This window comes from Stenotrophomonas pavanii (assembly GCF_900101175.1).
GTDB lineage: Bacteria > Pseudomonadota > Gammaproteobacteria > Xanthomonadales > Xanthomonadaceae > Stenotrophomonas > Stenotrophomonas pavanii.
The window spans coordinates 40,722-58,693 of sequence record NZ_FNFQ01000016.1; the positions used below are offsets into that span (position 1 = coordinate 40,722).

Sequence of the window (17,972 nt, forward strand, 5' to 3'; positions counted from 1 at the left end):
CGTTGGCCCGCACGTCGCGTGCGCAGGCGCGCGCAACGCGCATCGCTCTGGTAGAGCCGGCCGCTGGCCGGCTTTGTCGATGCACCGAGCGGCCAAGCTGCCGGCCAGCGGGCGGCACTACCGTGGGTGCAGACCGCTGGGCCGCACTCCATATTTCACGCGCAGGCCGCAATAATGGCGGCAGATCCGTCCACCGAGCCTGCATGCCTGCCCGACAATCCCGCCTCAGCCGCCTCTGGGCCCACGAAAAGGCCAGCTACGGCCTGCGCGTGTTCATCGCGCTGGCCACCGCGGTTGCTGTGTGCTGGCAGTTCGATGCACTGACTGCCCTGCCGGGCGTGTTCCTCGGCATCATCGCCAGTGCCATCGCGGAAACCGACGACAACTGGTGGGGCCGGACCAAGGCCGTGATGCTGTCGCTGCTGTGCTTCTGCCTCGCTGCGGCCTCGGTGATCTGGCTGTTCCCGTGGCCGTGGGTCTTCATCGGCGCGCTCGCACTGTCCACCTTCGGCCTGACCCTGCTTGGCGCGCTCGGCGAGCGCTACGCGTCCATTGCCCAGGCCACGGTGACGCTGGCGATCTACACCATGATCGGCCTGGAGCAGCACGGTGCCAGCGACCTGCACAGTGCGCTGGACGCGGTCAGCCACCTGCTGGCCGGTGCGGTCTGGTACGGCCTGTTGTCGATCCTGTGGACCGCGCTGTTCGCCAACCGGCCGGTGCGTGAGCGCGTTGCGCGGCTGTACCAGGAACTGGGCCGCTACCTGCAACTGAAGGCCGCGCTGTTCGAACCGGTGCGCGAAGCCGACCTGCAACGCCGCCAGCTCGACCTGGCCGAACAGAACCGCCGTGTGGTCGGTGCGTTGAACGAGGCCAAGACCGCGATCCTGGCCCGCTTCGGCCGCTCCGGCCGACCGGGGGTGAATTCCGGCCTGTACCTGCGCCTGTACTACATGGCGCAGGATTTCCACGAGCGCGCGAGTTCCTCGCACTACCCCTATGGCGCGCTGGTGGACGCGTTCTTCCACAGCGACGTGCTGTACCGCTGCCAGCGCCTGCTCGACCTGCAGGGCCAGGCCTGCGCGCGCCTGGGCGAAGCGATCCGCCTGCGCCGCCCGTTCGTGTACGGCGAAAGCAACCAGCAGGCCGGCCGTGACCTGGCCGATGCGCTGGCCTACCTGCGCGACCAGCAGCGGCCGCAATGGCAGCGCCTGCTCGCTTCACTGGACCTGCTGGTGCACAACCTGCGCAGCATCGAACGGCGGCTGCTGGATGCCGAGCGTTCCGAAGCCAGCCTCGACAACGTCGACACCCGTCTGCGCGACAGCAACCCGCACACGTTGCGCGAGATGGGCGTGCGCATCCGCCAGCAGCTCACGCCCGGCTCGGTGCTGTTCCGCCATGGCCTGCGCATGGCGCTGGCGCTGATCGCCGGCTTTGCCGCGATCCGCCTGTTCAATGCGCAGAACGGCTCGTGGGTGCTGCTGACCATCGTGTTCGTGTGCCGGCCCAACTTCGGCGCCACCCGCCAGCGCCTGGCGCAGCGCATCGTCGGCACGCTGGCCGGCCTGGTGCTGACCTGGGCGCTGCTGCAGCTGTTCCCGCAACTGCACGTGCAGCTGCTGATCGCCCTGCTGTCGGCGCTGCTGTTCTTCTTCACCCGCACCGACCGCTACCTGGTGGCGTCGGCGGCCATTACGGTGATGGCCCTGACCTGTTTCAACCTGATCGGTGATGGCTTCGTGCTGATCGTGCCGCGCATGGTCGATACGGTGCTGGGCTGCGCGATCGCCGCAGCGGCGGCGTTCCTGATCCTGCCCGACTGGCAGGGCCGCCAGCTTCACCTGGTGCTGGCGCGCGTGCTGGACACCGCCGCACGCTACCTGGATTCGGTGCTGGGCCAGTACCGCAGCGGCATGCGCGACGACCTTGCCTACCGCATCGCCCGCCGCGACATGCACAACGCCGATGCTGCGCTGTCCACCGCGCTGTCGAACATGCTGCGCGAGCCGGGCCATGTCCGCCGCAACCTGGACGCCGGCTTCCGTTTCCTGGCGCTGTCCAACACCCTGCTCGGTCATCTGTCGGCCCTGGGCGCGCATCGCGACCAGGTGGACAGCTATGCCGGCGATCCGCTGGCATTGGCGGCCGGTGAGCGCGTGCGCAAGGCACTGCAGCAGCTGGCCTCGGCGCTGGCCGCTCGGCAACCGGTCGCCGAGGATGACAACGACGCTGACCGCGCGGTGGCCGCAGAGCTGGAGCAGATCGAGGACGCGATGCCGCCGAAACTGCAGCTGATCCGCACGCAGATGGCACTGGTCCTGCGGATGCTGCCGAAGGTGCGGGCGGCGGCCAATGAGGCGGTAACCAGTCTGACCTGATCGCGGGCAGGAATGCTAGGCTGCGCCGGTCAAGGAGGTTCCATGTCCGGTCACAACCAGTTCGCCCTGCTGCGCCAGCGCCGCTTCCTGCCGTTCTTCGTGGTGCAGGCGCTCGGTGCGTTCAATGACAACGTGTACCGGCAGGCGATCATCAGCATGCTGCTGTTCATGGCCGTGCCGGAAGAAGAACTGGGGTTGTACGCCACCCTGGCGCCGGCCATCTTCATCATGCCGTATTTCCTGTTCTCGGCACTGGCCGGGCAGATCGCCGACAAGCTGGAGAAATCGCGCCTGATCGTGATCACCACCACCATGGAGATCGTGATCATGTCGCTGGCGGCCACCGGCTTCCTCACCCAGAGCCTGCCGGTGCTGCTGGTCGCGCTGTTCTGCACCGGCATGCAGTCGACCCTGTTCGGCCCGGTGAAGTACTCGGTCCTGCCCTCGGTGCTCAGGCCCGAGGAGCTGACCGGCGGCAACGGCCTGGTCGAGATGGGCACCTCGATGTCGATTCTCTCCGGCATGATCGTCGGTGGCCTGGTGTTCACCGTGGCCGGCAGCCACGGCACCGTGGTGGCCGCGTGCGCGATCATCGCACTGGCGATCTGCGGCAACATCGCCGCGCGCCTGATCCCGAAGGTCGATGCCGGCGACCCTGCTCTGAAGATCAACTGGAACCCGCTGCCGGAATCGCTGGCGGTGCTGCGCATGGCGCGCCAGCAGAAGGCCGTGCGCAACTCGATCCTGGGCGTGTCCTGGTTCTGGTTCGTCGGCACCGTACTGACCTCCCAGCTGCCGGCCTACGCGGTCACCAACCTGGGCGGCGAGCCGACCCTGTACATCTTCGCGCTGGCCCTGTTCTCGGTCGGCACCGGCGTCGGCTCGCTGCTGTGCGAAAAGCTGTCGGCCCGTACCGTGGAAATCGGCCTGGTGCCGCTGGGCGCGTTTGGCATGACCGCGTTCCTGCTCGACCTGTACTTCGCCCGCAGCGGCGAAGCGACCGTGCACGGGCTGACCATCGGGCCGTTCCTGCAGCAGCCCGGCAGCCTGCGCATCGTCATCGACCTGATCGGCATCGGCCTGTTCACCGGCATCTTCGTGGTACCCCTGTTCGCGCTGATCCAGAGCCGCACCCCGAAGGCGCAGATGTCGCGCGTGTTCGCGGCGTTGAACATCCAGAACTCGGGCTTCATCGTCGCTGCGGCGCTGCTGTCGCTGGCCGCGCACACGCTGCTGCACTGGACCATTCCGCAGCAGTTCCTGGCACTGGCCATCGCCAACGCGCTGGTGGCGATCTACATCTTCACCATCGTCCCCGAATTCCTGATGCGCTTCCTCAGCTGGCTGATGGTGCGCACCCTGTACCGGCTGCGCCCGCACGGCATCGAGGCCAACGTGCCGGACGAAGGTGCCGCACTGCTGGTCTGCAACCACGTCAGCTACATGGACGCGCTGATCCTGTCGGCGACGATTCCGCGCCCGGTGCGCTTCGTCATGTACTACAAGATCTTCAACATCCCGGTGATGCGCTGGATATTCCGGACTGCCAAGGCGATCCCGATTGCCGGCGCGCGCGAGGACCCGGCGCTGATGCAGCGCGCGTTCGACGAGATCGACGCTGCGCTGGCCGAGGGTGAGCTGGTATGCATCTTCCCGGAGGGTGCGCTGACCCGCGACGGAGAGATGGCGCCGTTCAAGTCCGGCGTCGAGAAGATCCTCGAGCGACGGCCGGTGCCGGTGGTGCCGATGGCCCTGCGTGGCATGTGGTCGAGCATGTGGAGCCGGCGCGACAGCCGGCTTGGCCGCATGCGGGTGCCGCGTCGTTTCCGCGCCACGGTCGAGGTGGTGGCGGCACCGGCCGTGGATGGCCGCGCCACCAGCGCCCCGGTGCTGGAGGCTCAGGTGCGGGCCCTGCGTGGTGATCACGCCTGATCGGCCGCGCGGCCGCCGGTAACCCTTCCAGGCAACAGCCCCATTCCCCCTGCCACGACGGCCTCTGTTTCATTGCAGGGGCCGTCAGACGCGCCCGGTCAAGGGCCATACACGGCAGTATCTGACTGTAACCGCATACATGCAGCGCAGGTTGAGGTAGATTACGCACCCACAGGGGGGAGGTTCGGCCAATGCACCAGGGCCGGCCACCAAGGAATGGAGTCTCGCTTTGAATCAACCGCCACCGCTCAGCCGTCCGGTCTACATCCCCAACCATCTGGTCTGGGCAATCCTGACGACGCTGTTCTGCTGCCTGCCGTTGGGCGTGGTGTCGATCGTCTACGCCTCCCAGGTCGATGGCCGCCGCGCGGCGGGCGACCTGCCGGGGGCCTACAGCGCGTCGCGCAAGGCGGGCTGGTGGGCGGTGGCTTCGGCCGTGGCCCTGCCGGTCCTGTTGTTGTTGTGGTTCGGGCTGTTCGGCGGCTTGGCCGTACTGGGCGCTCTTTCCGACCAATGATTCACCACCACCACCCATCAAGGAGCTTGAACCCATGAACACCGCCACTCCGCAGGTCCCGAACAACCTGGTCTGGGCCATCCTGAGCACCCTGTTCTGCTGCCTGCCGGCCGGCATCGTCTCGATCGTCTACGCCGCGCAGGTCAACGGCAAGCTGGCCGCTGGCGATATCGCCGGTGCCCAGGAATCCTCGGCCAAGGCCAAGAAGTGGGCCATCTGGTCGGCCATCGCCGCCGTCGTGGTCGGCGTGCTGTACGGCATCCTGATCGTCGCTCTCGGCGGCATGGGTGCGATGAGCAACAGCGGCTACTGATCCGCGTGGACGGATCCGGCGCCTGCGCCGGATCCGTTGCTGCATGTCCGCACTGCCCTCCCGATCCCGACTGGCCCGCTGGGCACCGCTGCTGGCCGCCACCGGACTGGCCGCCGGTGCCGCGCTGGTGCTGCGCAACGTCAATCCCTATGTCGCCGGCAATCCGTTGCCGAGCTGCCCGCTGTACGCGCTGACCGGCCTGTACTGCCCGGGCTGTGGCAGCACCCGCTGCCTGTATTCACTGGTCCACTTCGACCTGCCCGGCGCGATGGCGATGAACCCGCTGCTGGTCATCAGCCTGCCGTTCCTGTTGCTGATGCTGCTGAACACCGCCGGCATCCGCCCGCGCGTGCTCGACCCGTTGATGCGGGTACTGGCCAATCCCACGTTCTGGCTCTGGCTGCTGCCCGGGTATGCGCTGCTGCGCAACCTGCCGTGGGCACCGTTCACCGCACTGGCACCGGTCTAGGTTTTCCAGCCAACGGCGCAGCCCCTCGTGGTGGGCGGCGTTTGTCGATCATGGGATTGGCCGGGCGGGTGGACTGCGCAGGGGTCGCTGCAAGTACGTCCATGTAAGCTCGGTCGCCGCATCCATGCGGCTCACGCCCCTGCGCAGCCCACCCGCCCGGCCACGGACAGTTTCCGTGCACGTCCACCACGGAAAAGAAAAAGAAGATCAAAAGCAAAAGCGGATCGCTTCGCTACGCATCCACGCATGGCGTGGATCTACCGTGTCAACCAAGGTCGACACCCAACGGCAGTCGCATTTGACCCACCGTCACCGGGAAACTGTCGGGGGTGGGGCGGTGTGGGGCCGCAGGACCGTTGGCGCCATGGATGGCGCCATCGAGCCCCCAGGGACGGGTTTACGGCGTGTCCTGCAGCCCCACACCGCCCCGCCCAACCCTCAGCAACCCAGAGCCGCTTTGGCTTTGGCTTTGGCTTTGGCCTCTGCAGGTGCAGGGCTGCAAGCCCTGCCAAAACACCTACGTCACCCAGCCTGCAATCACCAGCAGGGCGAGAATCGCCAGCCACAGCAGCAGCATCCGCCACACCAGGCTCATCGCATCACGCAGGTCCGGCAGCCGCTGCCACACCGGCAACAGCCCGGCCTCGGTGTAATCGTGCGCATCCTCGCGCAGCTCGGCGTTGACGCTGGCCCGCGCCACCGCGCCCAGGAAACCGATGGTGCCCGCCAGGCGCTCGCCATGGGCCTGGCGCCAGGCCTTCCACGCCGTATCGAAGTTGCCCACCAGCGCCATCGAGAACGCCATCAGCTGCGCTACCGGCCACTCGATCCATCCCAGCAGGCGCTGCGCCAGTGCCAGCGGCTCCACCGGCACGCGTGCACGCATCGGGCTTTCCGCCATCAGCGCCAGCAAGCGGTAGCCCAACGCACCGGCCGGGCCCAGCAACAGGAACCAGAACAGCACCGCGAACCAGCGCCGCAGCGCATTGAGCACGGTCGCCTCGACCAGCGATGGCACGTCCTCGCGCAGGCTGCCGCCGGCGGATTGCAGGTTGCGCACGGCCGCCTGCCGCGTCGCCGCGTCATCGGCATCGATGATGGCTTCGATATCGCGATCCAGGTCGCGCGGCCCCCAGCACCAGGCCAGCACCGCCACGCCCAGCAGCAGCGACGGCAGGCCGAACAGCACCCCGCGCAGCAGCCACGCCAGCAGCGCCATCAGCAACAGCGGCGGCAGCAGCGCCAGCGCCGCACCGGCCGGTCCCTGCCATGCCTTGCCGCCGTGCGCGTCCAGCCAGCCCAGCCAGCGCCGGAAGCCGTCGAAACGGCGCAGCGAAGCGGCAGCGGCGGGGGCAACATGGCCCAGGGCCAGCGCCACCAGCACGGCGGCCAGAGTGGTGAACATGGCAGGTCTCCCTACGAAACAGAACGCTCGGCGCCGCTACCTTACCTGTCGCAGCGGCCCCCTCAGCGGTGAACCGGACTGTAACCCGGGCCGTGTTCAGGTGGTGGCAATACAGCGGCCACCACGGCCCGGCGGCAGCGTCGGCTCAGCCCTGCTGCTCGCGGTACCAGTGCTCGATGAGCCCACGCGAAATCGAGATCGGCGGCGACAGGCGGATCCCCTCGCCGTCATCCTCCACATCACGGGCCAGCGCAGCGCCAACCTCGTCGGCACTGAACCAGCGCGCATCCTCCAGCTCGCCATCCACGGTCGGCAGGTCGTCCAGTGCCTGCGCACGGAAGCCGACCATCAGCGCGCCGGGGAACGGCCATGGTTGCGATCCGAGATACTGGCAGGCGGTTACCCGCACCTTGCTCTCCTCATGGACTTCGCGCACCACGGTCTGCTCGAAGGTCTCGCCGGGTTCGACGAAGCCGGCCAGGACCGAGTAACGACGGGGGGCCCAGTTCGACTGCCGGCCCAGCAACAACCGCCCCTGGTTTTCCACCGCGACAATCACGGCCGGATCGACGCGGGGGTAATGTTCGGTGGAACACTGCGCGCAACGGCCGACGAAGCCGCCCCGGGCGAATGCCACGGCACCGCCACACACACCGCAGAAGCGGGTGCGCGAGTGCCAGTAGGACATGCCGCGGGCATAGCTGAAGGCGGTCGCGTCAGCCGTCGACCACAGCAAGGCCGCCTGGCGCAGATCAAGGCGTCTGGGTGCGCTCACCGTGACATTGGCGGCTTCGACCGAGAACCACGCCTGTTCCCCACGCAGGCCAAGGAAGATCGCAGCACCGGGGCCACCACCGATGTCGGCGCCGGTCAGCGCCAACGGCTGGTCATCATCGCCGGTGAAGGCGCTGCCGTCCTGATCGAGGACGAGGATGCGCGCGCCCGGCCACAGGCGCGCCAATGCATCGGCATCCTCGCGCAGGGCATCGGCGCGCTCCAGGGGTTCGCCAACGAAGGCAAAACCGGAAAGCGGCGAAGGAGTATTGGGCATCCGCCAAGCGTGCCGCCAATCGAGGCGGGTGGCAAGGTCGGCACTGTGCGCAGTTTGCCCGTGTGGTCCACAGGCGCGGTCGCGGGCACCGCGCATCCACGCGTGGCGTGGATCTGCTACATGCTGAAGCTGCTGCCGCAGCCGCAGGTGGTCTTCGCGTTCGGGTTGCGGATCACGAACTGCGCACCGGTCAGGCTCTCGGTGTAATCCACCTCGGCCCCCATCAGGTACTGCAGGCTCAGCGGGTCGACCAGCAGGGTCACCCCGCTGGTCTGCACCGCCAGGTCGTCCTCGGCACGGTTCTCATCGAACTCGAACCCGTACTGGAAGCCCGAACAGCCACCTCCCTCGATGTACACGCGCAGCGCCAGGTCGGGGTTGCCCTCTTCCTGGATCAGGGATTTGACCTTGGCGGCCGCCGACTCGGTGAAGTTCAGCGGACGCTCCAGCGACTGGTAATCGGGCGCGGCAACCGGGGTGGCGCCGGGCAGGGAGACTAGCGTACTCATGCTGCCAGCATGGGGGTGCCGGCGACGGCTTTCAAGCCATCGCCTCGGCCAGCTTGCGGCGCGCGGCGGTGTCGCCCTTGTCGCCCTTGGCCTCGTCGCCGTCCGGTGCCGGCAGCGCCGCGACCGGTGCGCTGGCATGGATCAGGCGGCCGTTCAGCTGAGCCCCCGCATTCATCTCCACCACCTGGTAATGGACATTGCCATTGACCCGGGCGCTCGGGGTCAGTTCGACCTTCTCGGTGGCATGCACGTCGCCGTCCAGGCGGCCGCTGATGACCACCACCTGCGCGCGGATCTCGCCCTCGATCACGCCATGCTCGGCAACCGTCAGGGTTGCACCACTGGCGCCTTCGCTGGCAATCACCTTGCCGTGGATGCGGCCTTCCACATACAGCCCCCCACTGAATTCCACGTCACCGCGGATCACCACCTGGTTGCCGATCAGGGCATCCACCACCAGCTGGCCGTCACGGTTGGATTTGCTGCTTCCGAACATCTGCCTACTCCCCTTTGCTGGCCGGCGCACCGGCCTGTTTCCAGTCGAATACCTGGGTGGTACCCCCCGTACCACTCCCCAATGTCACCCGCACGCGTTGCGGGGTGAAGTCAGCCGGCAGCATCACGCTGCCGGTGAGCTGCTGGAAGTACCGGAACGAGTAATCCTGTCCCGGCACCTTGCTGCGCTGGTGCAGATCATCCCAGCTGATCGTGGCCAGCTTGCCGTTCTTCACGCCTTCCACGGTGAAGCGCATCTGCCCCTGGCTGATGGCACCGCGGTTGAGGTTCTGGGTCAGCACGGCGGTGTACTGCCAGGTGCCGGCCGCCTCCGGGCTGAACTCGATCGAATGGGTGTTCAGGCCCTTGCGCTGGCTGGTCGAGCCGACCAGTCGCTCGTAGAAGGCGACATCGGCGCGCAGCCCGGCGATTTCCTCATCGCGTTCGGCCAGCGAGGACTGCACCTCGGTGTTGGCGGCGCGGCTGATGCGGTCGGAGGCTTCCAGCGTGGCCTGCTTCTGGCGCAGCTCGGTCAACTGCGCCTGCAGCGTCTCGGCACGCTTCTCGGCGGCCTGCAGGCGCTGGCCCTGGGCATCGCGCGGGGTGGCCATCCAGCAGCCGCCAAGCACCGCCAGCACCAGGCTGAGCAGCCAGACGGCGCCGATCACCAGCAGGCGGCGACGGTCGGCAGGCGGTTGCGGCGCGCCGGGCAGGCGGACCTGCACGCGCATGGGAGGACGGTTGGTCATGGGTGGTTTCCGGGGTATCGCGAGGGCGACACCGGTACGGCCCCTGTGGCAAACGACGGGTTAGTGTATGACAGGACGAGGGGGTTTCCTGCGCCCTGGCCGGCCACGGTCTGTGGCGTTCAGGCACGCCATCGTCGATAGTGTGGCCCCCTGCACAGTTCCGTCGCCGGAGCACCGCCATGACCGAAGCCCACCTGTTCGTGATCGGCATCCTGCTGGCTTGGCTGGCCGGAATCCGCGTCTACCTCACCGTGTTCGGCGTCGGCCTGGCCGGCCTGCTCGGCTGGGTCGAGCTGCCGCCCGCCCTGCAGGCCACCGAATCCTGGTGGGTGCTGGGCACGTCGGCAGCACTGGCCATCGCCGAGTTCTTCGCCGACAAGATTCCCGGCGTGGACTCGGTCTGGGACCTGGTGCAGACGCTTGCACGCGTGCCGGCCGGCGCGTTCCTCGCAGCGGCCACCCTGTCGCCGGACGGTCAGCTCGGCGCCGGCGCACTCGCCGCCGGTGCCGGCGTCGCCCTGGCCAGCCACGGCCTGAAGGCCGGCACCCGCGCCCTGCTCAACACCTCACCGGAACCGGCCAGCAACTGGGTGGCCTCCGCTGCCGAAGACACCGTGGTGGTCGGCGGGCTGGCACTGGCGTTGGCGCATCCGTGGATCGCCCTGGTGGTGGTGCTGGCCTGCAGCCTGGCCGGCGCACTGCTGGTGTGGCTGGTCTGGCGCGCACTGTGGAAGGGCGTGCGCTGGCTGGCGCGCGGTGCATCCGCATCAGCCCCCGGGCACACCGGCAGCGGCTGAGCACCGGGCTTGTCGCATAATGGACGCGAACACCAGGAGCACCGATGGCCGCAAACGAATCCCCCGCGGGCGCCCGCCCGGGACGCGCTGAAACCCCTCCGGCCGATCATTGGCAACGCTGGACGCCGGAGGTGGCGCCGCCTGCGGTTGCCGCACCGATGGCTGCGGCCCCGCCCGCCGTGGCGGCCGATGTGCCTGCCCCGGTCAACGGCGCACCGCCGCCGCTGCCCGGTCCGATCACCGCGGCCGAAGCCGGCAACAACGATCTTGCCCCACCGTCATCGGACTCGCCCTACCGCGTGCTGATCGTCGAAGACGATCGTGCGCAGGCCCTGTTCGCGCAGAGCGTGCTGCACGGCGCCGGCATGCAGGCGATCGTGCACAGCGACGCCGATGGCGCGCTGCAGGCGATCAAGGAACACCGCCCCGACCTGATCCTGATGGATCTGCACCTGCCCGGGCTGGATGGCATGCGGCTGACCGCACTGATCCGCCAGCAGCCCGGCCTGCAGCTGCTGCCGATCGTGTTCCTCAGCGGTGATCCGGATCCGGAGCGCCAGTTCGAAGTACTCGACAGCGGCGCCGACGATTACCTGAGCAAGCCGATCCGGCCCCGCCACCTGATCGCCGCAGTGGCCAACCGCATCCGCCGCGCACGCGCCCAGGCGGCGACCCTGCCTGGTGCCAGCGGCGCACCGGCCACCAGCAATCCGGAAACCGGCCTGCCGACGCGCCATCACGTGCTGCAGCAGCTCAACACCGCACTTGCCCACCGCGACCGCGGCGGCGTGTTCTTCGTCGAAGTGGCCAGCGCGCTGGGCCTGCGCGAGCGCTATGGCTATGCCGCGTTTGAACGGCTGATGGTGCAGGCCGGGCAGCGTCTGGCCGAGGCCGGGCATCCGCACCTGCTGGCCCGCCTGAACGACAACAGCTTCCTGCTGCTGGCCCGCAACGCCGACGAGGACGCGCTGGAGGGCATCGCCGCTTCCCTGCGCGAGCAGCTGTCGGCACGCGCCTTCGTGATCCGCGACGACGAATCGGTGCACCTGCGCGGCGTGGTCGGCTATGCCCCCCTGTCACCGGGCTTCGAGGATGCCAACAGTGCGCTGGAGGCGGTCGAGCGCACCACCCTGCAGGCCCGCCTGCTCAGTGCCGGCGTGGCGGGCCATGTGCATCGCCAGGCGGTCACCGAACAGGAGCATCTGGCGCTGCTGGAAGGCCAGCTGGAACTGGCCTACCAGCCGATCGTCGCCGTCGCCGGTGGCAACACCGCGCAGTACCAGCTGCTGCTGCGCCTGCGCCAGGCCGATGGCACGGTGCTGGCCGCCGGCCAGGTGATCCCGGCGGCGGAAGCAGCGGGCCGCATCGCCGACCTCGACCAGCAGGTCATGGACCACGCGCTGGGGCTGCTGGATCTGTACCGGCACGCGACGCAGCCGCTGAACCTGTTCGTCTCGCAGTCGCTGCGCACCCTGCAGCGCGATGCCTTCGCCGACTGGCTGCTGGAATCGCTGCAGCAGCGTGACCTGCCCGGCGCTGCGCTGGTGATCGACGTGCGCTTGCCCGATGCGCTGATCCACACCGTGCCGCTGCAGCAGTTCTGCCAGCGCATGGCCAGTGCCGGGGTGCGCTTCTGCCTGAGCCAGTTCGAACCCGGCGGCGAGGCCGACGCCCTGCTGACCCAGCTGCCGCTGTCGTTCGTGCGCATGGCCGCGCGCTTCTCCAGCAGCCATTCCAACCCCGCCACGCGCGAGGAACTGCGCAAGGCGATCGAACAGGCGCATGCCGCCGGACTGAAGATCATCGGCCAGCAGATCGAGGATCCGCAGGCGGCTGCGGCGATGTGGGTCGGCGGCGTGGACTACATCCAGGGCAACATGGTGCAGTCGGCCGGCAGCGACCTGAACTTCGACTTCCACAACGCGGTGCTCTGACGTGCCGCTGTGGGGCGTGCTGCTGGTTGCCCTCGCTGCAGCCGCCCCGGCGCTGGTGGTGGGCCTGCGCCTGCGCGCGCGCGCCCAGGCACTGGCCCAGCTGCGGCGCGCCCACGACGCGCTCGCCGCCGAGCGCGACCAGCTGCGCCGCACCACCGAACGCCAGGGCCAGCTGGAGCAGCAGCTGCTGCAGGCCAAGCAGGCCGCCGAAGCGGCTGCGCTGGCCAAGGGCGAGTTCCTGGCCACGATGAGCCACGAGATCCGCACCCCGCTCAATGGCATCCTGCCGATGCTGGAGCTGATCGCGCGCGGGCCGCTGGGCGAAGACCAGCGACAGATGCTGGCCACTGCCTCGGCCAGCTCGCAGCAGCTGCTGCGCATCGTCGACGACATCCTCGATTACTCACGGCTGGAGGCACAGGCGCTGGAACTGGAGATCACCAGTTTCAACCTGCGCGATCTGCTCGATGGCGTCGTCCAGCTGATGCAGCGCGCGGCCGATGCCAAGGGCCTGGCCCTGGCCCTGCAGCTTGATCCATCGGTGCGCCTGCCGGTGCGCGGCGACCCGGTACGCCTGCGCCAGGTCCTGAGCAACCTGCTGGCCAACGCGATCAAGTTCACCGCGCGCGGCCACGTGCAGCTGCGCGTGCTGCGCCTGGGCGAAGGCGCCGCACAGCACCAGCTGCGCTTCGAGGTCATCGATACCGGCATCGGCATCGATGAAGCCCTGCAGGCGCGCCTGTTCCAGTCCTTCAGCCAGGCCGACGCCTCGACCACCCGCATCTATGGCGGCACCGGCCTGGGCCTGGCCATCTGCAAACGCATCATCGACCTGATGCACGGCCGCATCGGCGTGCAGTCCACGCCCGGCCAGGGTGCTACGTTCTGGTTCGAGATTCCGCTGCTGAAGGTGCCGGGCGACCTGCCCGCGATGTCGCGGGCGCCGGCCCCGCTGCTGCTGTTCAGTGCCGACGTGCCGCTGCAGGCCCGCATCGGGCGCATCGCCGCCCACCATGGGCTGCAGGTACAGGTGCTGTCGCAGCTGGACGCCGTGGTCGAACGCCTGCGCGCGGCGCCACGGCCCGGACAACCGGCACCGGCCTGGCTGCTGGTCGATGCGCGCGCGCGCCGCAGCGGCGAGGCGACGCTGCAGCAGGCACTGGCCGAGCGCGGTGACGACGACACACTGCAGGTACTCTGGCTGCAGGATGACGCACCGGCGCGACGACCGCGCCAGCGCCAGCTGCCCGCGCACTTCGACGATGCCGCCGTGCATGCGCTGCTGGCTGCACCGGTCACCCCTGCGCGCCCCGCAGCACTGCTGGCCAACGCGGACGACGCGCAACCGGTGGCCTCGCTGCCGCCGCTGCATCTGCGCGTGCTGCTGGTGGAGGACAACACGGTCAACCGGATGGTGGCCGAGCAGCTGCTGCGCGTGTTCCAGTGCGAGGTCCGCAATGCGGCCGATGGCGAGCAGGCACTGCTTGCCCTACGCCAGGGTGAGGTGGACGTCGTATTGATGGATTGCCAGATGCCGGTGCTGGATGGCTACGCCGCCACGCGCCACTGGCGTGCCGAAGAAGCAGAAACCGGCCGTGCGCGACTGCCGATCATCGCAATGACCGCCAACGCCATGGCCGGTGACCGCGAGCGCTGCCTGCAGGCGGGGATGGACGATTACCTGTCCAAGCCGATCGACCGTGCCACGCTGCACGCGCTGCTGCAGCGCTGGGGTCGCCGGAACGCGGCGTCGTTGCCGCTGCCTTCCATAGAGCCGGCGGCAGCGGCAGGCGCGGCTGCCAACGTCGCTGGCGACGGCCTGGAGCAGGCGCCCCAAGGCGATGACGGCCCGGTCGGCACGACGCCGCAACCGGTCCTCGACCGCGGGGTGCTGGACGAACTGCGCGCGGTGATCGGCGACGCTGCGACCCAGATCGTTACGGTCTTTCTGGAAGATGCGCCGGTCATGGTGCAGCAGCTGCAGCAGGCCGCGCAGGCCGGTGATGAGCCGCGCCTGCAGGCGCTCGCGCACAGCCTGAAATCATCGAGCGCGAACGTGGGCGCGCTGTCGCTGTCGGCGGTCGCGCAGCGGATCGAGCACGAAGCCCGGAGTGGCAGCCTGCAGCGCCCCGCGGTCGCGGTGGCGCTGCTGGTGGCCGAATTCGCCCGGGCACGGGTGGCGCTGACCGGCTACCTGGCACAGCATCGCGCCGGCCAGTCCGGCTGATTCACTCTTCCAGCTTGCTCAGCAGGTACTTCGGCTCACCGATGCGCTCGATCAGGTCGAGCTGGGTTTCCAGCCAGTCGATGTGCTCTTCTTCCGAATCGAGAATCTTCACGAACAGCTGGCGGCTGACGTAGTCGCCGACCGAATCGGCATGGGCGACGGCCTCGCGCAGGGTGACCACGCCATCGCGTTCCAGCGACAGGTCGCACTGCAGGATCTCGGTCGGGTTTTCGCCGATGCGCAGCTTGCCCAGCGCCTGGAAGTTCGGCAGGCCTTCGAGGAACAGGATGCGGTCGGCGAGCATGTCGGCATGCTTCATCTCGTCGATCGATTCCTTGTACTCGTGTTCGGCCAGTTCCTTGATGCCCCAGTTCTTCAGCATCTTGGCGTGCAGGAAGTACTGGTTGATCGCGGTCAACTCGTTGTAGAGGACCTTGTTGAGGAATTCGATGACCTTGGTGTCGCCCTTCATGGGGATGCTCCTGCACGCTGAAAACGCAGGCACTTTAACGCCTTGCGTATCGGGGTGAAGGAACGCGAATCGTGCGCATTGGCCTGCGCGGCCGCGCGTGAAGGATGCGAAAGCGCGGCGTCATTGCGCCGCGAAAGAACCGCTCAGGCGACCTGTGCCAGGCCGAGGACCGGCAGCGGCAGGTCATGGGTCGCGCGCGCCTTGGCCAGCAGATCACCGGCCATGTCCAGGCAGGAACCGCAGGTGGCACCACATCCGGTACGCATGGTCAGTTCGGCCACCGTACTGACGCCATGGCTGGCGGCTTCGCGGATCTGGTGGTCGGTGACTCCGTTGCAGATGCAGACGTACACAGGCGGGAACCGGGCTGGCAGGCCAGGAGCGGCCTGTTGGCTATTCCAATGGAAACGAGAATGGTTGTCAATCAGAGACCTGAACCATTCTCGATACCGTTCAGGCTGTCAGCTCGCCGGACCGTCGCCGGTGGCCTTCTTCGGCCAATAGCCCCGGGTTCGGGGGCGCTTGCGCGGCCGGTCGTGGCCGGCGGTGTGGCCGGGCATCCAGGCCTCGGCCGCACTCTTGGGCATGGCGGTGACGCCCGGCCCGGCCACCCCGCGCGCCAACGGCGCCAGGTGTCGCAACGCGCGCGCATAGACCCCGCGCTTGAACATCACCACGTGCTCCACCGGGTACCAGAAATCGACCCAGCGCCAGTGGTCGAACTCGGGCGAGTCGGTGTGGTCCAGCTTCACGTGGGATTCGTCGCCGGTCAGGCGCAGCAGGAACCAGACCTGCTTCTGGCCGATGCAGACCTGCCGCTCGTTGCGGCGGATGGCCCGCGCCGGCAGCTTGTAGCGCAGCCAGCCGGGTGTCGCCCCGAGCACTTCCACATGCTCAGGCAGCAGGCCGGTCTCTTCCTGCAGTTCACGATACATGGCCTCGACAGGCGTCTCGTCGGTATTCATGCCGCCCTGCGGGAACTGCCAACCGTCCCGGCGCACGCGTCGTGCCCAGAACACCTGGCCGTCCTGCCGCATCAGCACGATGCCGACGTTCGGTCGATAGCCGTCCGGATCGATCACGATGCGGACTCCTAAAAAATCTACTGGTCGGGACTATCCCATGCCGTCTGTCGGCCCACAAGCACGGCACAAAAGTGTTGACAGGGGCCATACACATCCGCAGAATAGCGGGCTCACCAAGGCTATGTAGCTCAGCCGGTTAGAGCACAGCACTCATAATGCTGGGGTCGGTGGTTCGAGTCCACCCATAGCCACCACACTGAAATTCAAGTTGTTTTTCAGTGTGAAGAGTGAGAAAATAGTTGCACGTTTTGCCCCGTCGCCAAGCGGTAAGGCACCTGACTCTGACTCAGGCATTCGGTGGTTCGAATCCATCCGGGGCAGCCAAATTAAAAGCAAAAGGCCAGATCGAAAGATCTGGCCTTTTGCTTTTAATCTGGTCGCGCATTCCACCTTATCCCCGCGCCTGTCGGCGCACCCCCTTGAACATCAAGGGGGCTCTCCTCCAGAGAAAGGCCCGGGGGCGGATCCCTTTCCAAAGGAAAGGGCTCTGACCCCACCCCTTCCGAGATGCGAAACCATGGGTAGTGCCGGCCGCTGGCCGGCAACCCGGAAATGCATCCCCCCGAAACGACAAAAGCCCGGCCGAAGCCGGGCTTTTGCTTTTCCATCCAGCGGGCCCCCGAAGGGGCCCAACCAGGCGCGGTGGATCAGCGCTTGGAGAACTGGGTGGCGCGGCGGGCCTTGTGCAGACCGACCTTCTTACGCTCGACCTCACGGGCGTCGCGGGTCATGAAGCCAGCCTTGCGCAGCTCGGACTTCAGGCTTTCGTCGTACTCGACCAGCGCACGGGCGATGCCCAGACGGATCGCACCGGCCTGGCCGGTGGTGCCGCCGCCAGCGGCGGTGACCAGGATGTCGAAGCTTTCGGTGTTCTTGGTCAGCTCGAGGGGCTGGCGCACGATCATGCGCGCGGTCTCACGACCGAAGAACTCGTCCAGCGGACGGCCATTGACGGTGATGTTGCCCGAACCCTTGCGCAGGAACACGCGAGCGGTGGAGGACTTGCGGCGGCCAGTGCCGTAGTTTTGAGTGATAGCCATGATTAGATATCCAGAACCTGCGGCTGCTGTGCGGCGTGCGGATGCTCAGTGCCGGCGTAGACCTTGAGCTTGCGGTACATCTGGCGACCCAGCGGGCCCTTCGGCAGCATGCCCTTCACGGCGATCTCGATCACGCGCTCCGGGTGGCGCTCCAGCGCCTGGGCCAGGGATTCGGTCTTCAGGTTGCCGATGTAACCGGTGAAACGGTGATACATCTTGTCCTGCAGCTTCTTGCCGGTGACGGCAATCTTTTCTGCATTGATGACGACCAGGTAGTCGCCGGTATCAACGTGCGGGGTGTAGACCGGCTTGTGCTTGCCACGCAGACGGCGGGCCAGCTCGGTGGCGAGACGGCCCAGGGTCTTGCCCTCGGCGTCGACGAGGTACCAGTCGCGCTGGACGGTCTCGTTCTTGGCAGTGAAAGTGCTCATGAAGAACTCTAGGTTAGGTCGGGCTCATTGCGGCGAAGGACTCGCCGGAACTCTGCCACGCGTTGTGAAAGGTGAAGCGCAAGAGGCGGGATTGTACGCAGGTCACGCCCGCGATGCAAGCCGGCCCCGCCGCGGGTTGGCAGGGGGACGGGGCCGGGCGAGAAT

The 17,972-nt window shown here is 67.8% G+C and carries 18 protein-coding genes and 2 tRNA genes; 10 read left to right on the forward strand and 10 right to left on the reverse strand.

All coding sequences use genetic code 11. From position 1 onward, the window contains the following. Positions 1 to 203 precede the first annotated feature (203 nt). The 5 genes from yccS to BLS66_RS20025 all read left to right on the forward strand — a co-directional run bounded on the left by yccS (position 204) and on the right by BLS66_RS20025 (position 5,612). The gene (yccS, locus tag BLS66_RS20005) at positions 204 to 2,381 is read left to right on the forward strand and encodes a YccS family putative transporter (RefSeq protein WP_074726630.1); all 2,178 of its coding nucleotides are present in this window, start codon (positions 204 to 206) and stop codon (positions 2,379 to 2,381) included. A gap of 42 nt (positions 2,382 to 2,423) precedes the next feature. Beyond that, on the forward strand, positions 2,424 to 4,313 hold the full coding sequence (locus BLS66_RS20010; RefSeq protein WP_074726631.1) for an MFS transporter: 1,890 nt from the start codon (positions 2,424 to 2,426) through the stop codon (positions 4,311 to 4,313). A gap of 229 nt (positions 4,314 to 4,542) precedes the next feature. Further along, positions 4,543 to 4,830, forward strand: a complete 288-nt coding sequence (locus tag BLS66_RS20015) for a CD225/dispanin family protein (protein ID WP_005419784.1) — start codon at positions 4,543 to 4,545, stop codon at positions 4,828 to 4,830. 34 nt (positions 4,831 to 4,864) lie between these two features. Continuing rightward, complete coding sequence (locus BLS66_RS20020) at positions 4,865 to 5,143, forward strand: CD225/dispanin family protein (RefSeq protein WP_005419785.1); 279 nt, start codon at positions 4,865 to 4,867, stop codon at positions 5,141 to 5,143. Positions 5,144 to 5,186: 43 nt separating this feature from the next. Continuing rightward, positions 5,187 to 5,612 carry a DUF2752 domain-containing protein gene (locus BLS66_RS20025; protein ID WP_049468614.1) on the forward strand — a complete coding sequence of 142 codons (426 nt, stop codon included), beginning with the start codon at positions 5,187 to 5,189 and terminating at the stop codon, positions 5,610 to 5,612. Between the two features lie 517 nt (positions 5,613 to 6,129). Here the strand turns inward: BLS66_RS20025 and ampE are convergent. The 5 genes from ampE to BLS66_RS20050 form a co-directional block, all read right to left on the reverse strand. Then, positions 6,130 to 7,017, reverse strand: a complete 888-nt coding sequence (gene ampE, locus BLS66_RS20030; RefSeq protein WP_057494317.1) for a regulatory signaling modulator protein AmpE — start codon at positions 7,015 to 7,017, stop codon at positions 6,130 to 6,132. A gap of 145 nt (positions 7,018 to 7,162) precedes the next feature. Continuing rightward, positions 7,163 to 8,068, reverse strand: a complete 906-nt coding sequence (nudC, locus tag BLS66_RS20035) for an NAD(+) diphosphatase (RefSeq protein WP_049467998.1) — start codon at positions 8,066 to 8,068, stop codon at positions 7,163 to 7,165. Positions 8,069 to 8,184: 116 nt separating this feature from the next. Then, positions 8,185 to 8,577 (reverse strand): iron-sulfur cluster insertion protein ErpA, encoded by a 393-nt coding sequence (gene erpA, locus BLS66_RS20040; protein WP_005419789.1) that lies wholly within the window; start codon positions 8,575 to 8,577, stop codon positions 8,185 to 8,187. Between the two features lie 31 nt (positions 8,578 to 8,608). Beyond that, entirely contained in the window at positions 8,609 to 9,073 is a 465-nt protein-coding gene (locus BLS66_RS20045; RefSeq protein WP_049467999.1) for a bactofilin family protein, read from the reverse strand. Between the two features lie 4 nt (positions 9,074 to 9,077). Continuing rightward, positions 9,078 to 9,821: a DUF6776 family protein gene (locus BLS66_RS20050; protein WP_074726632.1), complete on the reverse strand. Its 744-nt coding sequence runs from the start codon at positions 9,819 to 9,821 to the stop codon at positions 9,078 to 9,080. A 179-nt stretch (positions 9,822 to 10,000) separates the two neighbouring features. Here BLS66_RS20050 and BLS66_RS20055 point away from each other — a divergent pair, with 179 nt between their 5' ends. From BLS66_RS20055 to BLS66_RS20065, 3 genes are read left to right on the forward strand one after another with little or no spacing between them, the layout of a single operon-like run. Then, entirely contained in the window at positions 10,001 to 10,618 is a 618-nt protein-coding gene (locus BLS66_RS20055) for a DUF4126 domain-containing protein (RefSeq protein WP_053461578.1), read from the forward strand. Positions 10,619 to 10,662: 44 nt separating this feature from the next. Continuing rightward, a complete protein-coding gene (locus BLS66_RS20060; protein WP_074726633.1) occupies positions 10,663 to 12,552 on the forward strand; it encodes an EAL domain-containing protein in 1,890 nt (629 codons plus the stop codon). A 1-nt stretch (position 12,553) separates the two neighbouring features. Next, positions 12,554 to 14,779 carry a hybrid sensor histidine kinase/response regulator gene (locus BLS66_RS20065; RefSeq protein WP_074726634.1) on the forward strand — a complete coding sequence of 742 codons (2,226 nt, stop codon included), beginning with the start codon at positions 12,554 to 12,556 and terminating at the stop codon, positions 14,777 to 14,779. Position 14,780: 1 nt separating this feature from the next. Here BLS66_RS20065 and bfr read toward each other — a convergent pair whose 3' ends face one another. The 3 genes from bfr to BLS66_RS20080 all read right to left on the reverse strand — a co-directional run bounded on the left by bfr (position 14,781) and on the right by BLS66_RS20080 (position 16,333). Then, a complete protein-coding gene (gene bfr / locus BLS66_RS20070) occupies positions 14,781 to 15,251 on the reverse strand; it encodes a bacterioferritin (RefSeq protein WP_033833577.1) in 471 nt (156 codons plus the stop codon). A gap of 143 nt (positions 15,252 to 15,394) precedes the next feature. After that, positions 15,395 to 15,604: a (2Fe-2S)-binding protein gene (locus BLS66_RS20075; RefSeq protein WP_005411309.1), complete on the reverse strand. Its 210-nt coding sequence runs from the start codon at positions 15,602 to 15,604 to the stop codon at positions 15,395 to 15,397. Positions 15,605 to 15,712: 108 nt separating this feature from the next. After that, a complete protein-coding gene (locus BLS66_RS20080) occupies positions 15,713 to 16,333 on the reverse strand; it encodes an RNA pyrophosphohydrolase (protein ID WP_033833578.1) in 621 nt (206 codons plus the stop codon). 120 nt (positions 16,334 to 16,453) lie between these two features. Between BLS66_RS20080 and BLS66_RS20085 the strand changes: the two genes are divergently transcribed. Both BLS66_RS20085 and BLS66_RS20090 read left to right on the forward strand, forming a co-directional pair. Then, a tRNA-Met gene (locus tag BLS66_RS20085) sits at positions 16,454 to 16,530 on the forward strand. 55 nt (positions 16,531 to 16,585) lie between these two features. After that, positions 16,586 to 16,660: transfer RNA gene (locus tag BLS66_RS20090), tRNA-Gln, on the forward strand. A gap of 323 nt (positions 16,661 to 16,983) precedes the next feature. Here BLS66_RS20090 and rpsI read toward each other — a convergent pair. Continuing rightward, positions 16,984 to 17,376 (reverse strand): 30S ribosomal protein S9, encoded by a 393-nt coding sequence (rpsI, locus tag BLS66_RS20095; protein WP_019661502.1) that lies wholly within the window; start codon positions 17,374 to 17,376, stop codon positions 16,984 to 16,986. 2 nt (positions 17,377 to 17,378) lie between these two features. Beyond that, a complete protein-coding gene (gene rplM / locus BLS66_RS20100; RefSeq protein WP_005414692.1) occupies positions 17,379 to 17,807 on the reverse strand; it encodes a 50S ribosomal protein L13 in 429 nt (142 codons plus the stop codon). Positions 17,808 to 17,972 lie beyond the last annotated feature (165 nt).

What these genes read in the sequence shown, in the direction of transcription:
- yccS (WP_074726630.1), top strand. Translation starts at nt 204, where the DNA reads ATGCCTGCCCGACAATCCCGCCTCAGCCGCCTCTGGGCCCACGAAAAG.
- BLS66_RS20010 (WP_074726631.1), top strand. Translation starts at nt 2,424, where the DNA reads ATGTCCGGTCACAACCAGTTCGCCCTGCTGCGCCAGCGCCGCTTCCTG.
- BLS66_RS20020 (WP_005419785.1), top strand. Translation starts at nt 4,865, where the DNA reads ATGAACACCGCCACTCCGCAGGTCCCGAACAACCTGGTCTGGGCCATC.
- BLS66_RS20025 (WP_049468614.1), top strand. Translation starts at nt 5,187, where the DNA reads ATGTCCGCACTGCCCTCCCGATCCCGACTGGCCCGCTGGGCACCGCTG.
- ampE (WP_057494317.1), bottom strand. Translation starts at nt 7,017, where the DNA reads ATGTTCACCACTCTGGCCGCCGTGCTGGTGGCGCTGGCCCTGGGCCAT.
- nudC (WP_049467998.1), bottom strand. Translation starts at nt 8,068, where the DNA reads ATGCCCAATACTCCTTCGCCGCTTTCCGGTTTTGCCTTCGTTGGCGAA.
- erpA (WP_005419789.1), bottom strand. Translation starts at nt 8,577, where the DNA reads ATGAGTACGCTAGTCTCCCTGCCCGGCGCCACCCCGGTTGCCGCGCCC.
- BLS66_RS20045 (WP_049467999.1), bottom strand. Translation starts at nt 9,073, where the DNA reads ATGTTCGGAAGCAGCAAATCCAACCGTGACGGCCAGCTGGTGGTGGAT.
- BLS66_RS20050 (WP_074726632.1), bottom strand. Translation starts at nt 9,821, where the DNA reads ATGACCAACCGTCCTCCCATGCGCGTGCAGGTCCGCCTGCCCGGCGCG.
- BLS66_RS20055 (WP_053461578.1), top strand. Translation starts at nt 10,001, where the DNA reads ATGACCGAAGCCCACCTGTTCGTGATCGGCATCCTGCTGGCTTGGCTG.
- BLS66_RS20060 (WP_074726633.1), top strand. Translation starts at nt 10,663, where the DNA reads ATGGCCGCAAACGAATCCCCCGCGGGCGCCCGCCCGGGACGCGCTGAA.
- bfr (WP_033833577.1), bottom strand. Translation starts at nt 15,251, where the DNA reads ATGAAGGGCGACACCAAGGTCATCGAATTCCTCAACAAGGTCCTCTAC.
- rpsI (WP_019661502.1), bottom strand. Translation starts at nt 17,376, where the DNA reads ATGGCTATCACTCAAAACTACGGCACTGGCCGCCGCAAGTCCTCCACC.
- rplM (WP_005414692.1), bottom strand. Translation starts at nt 17,807, where the DNA reads ATGAGCACTTTCACTGCCAAGAACGAGACCGTCCAGCGCGACTGGTAC.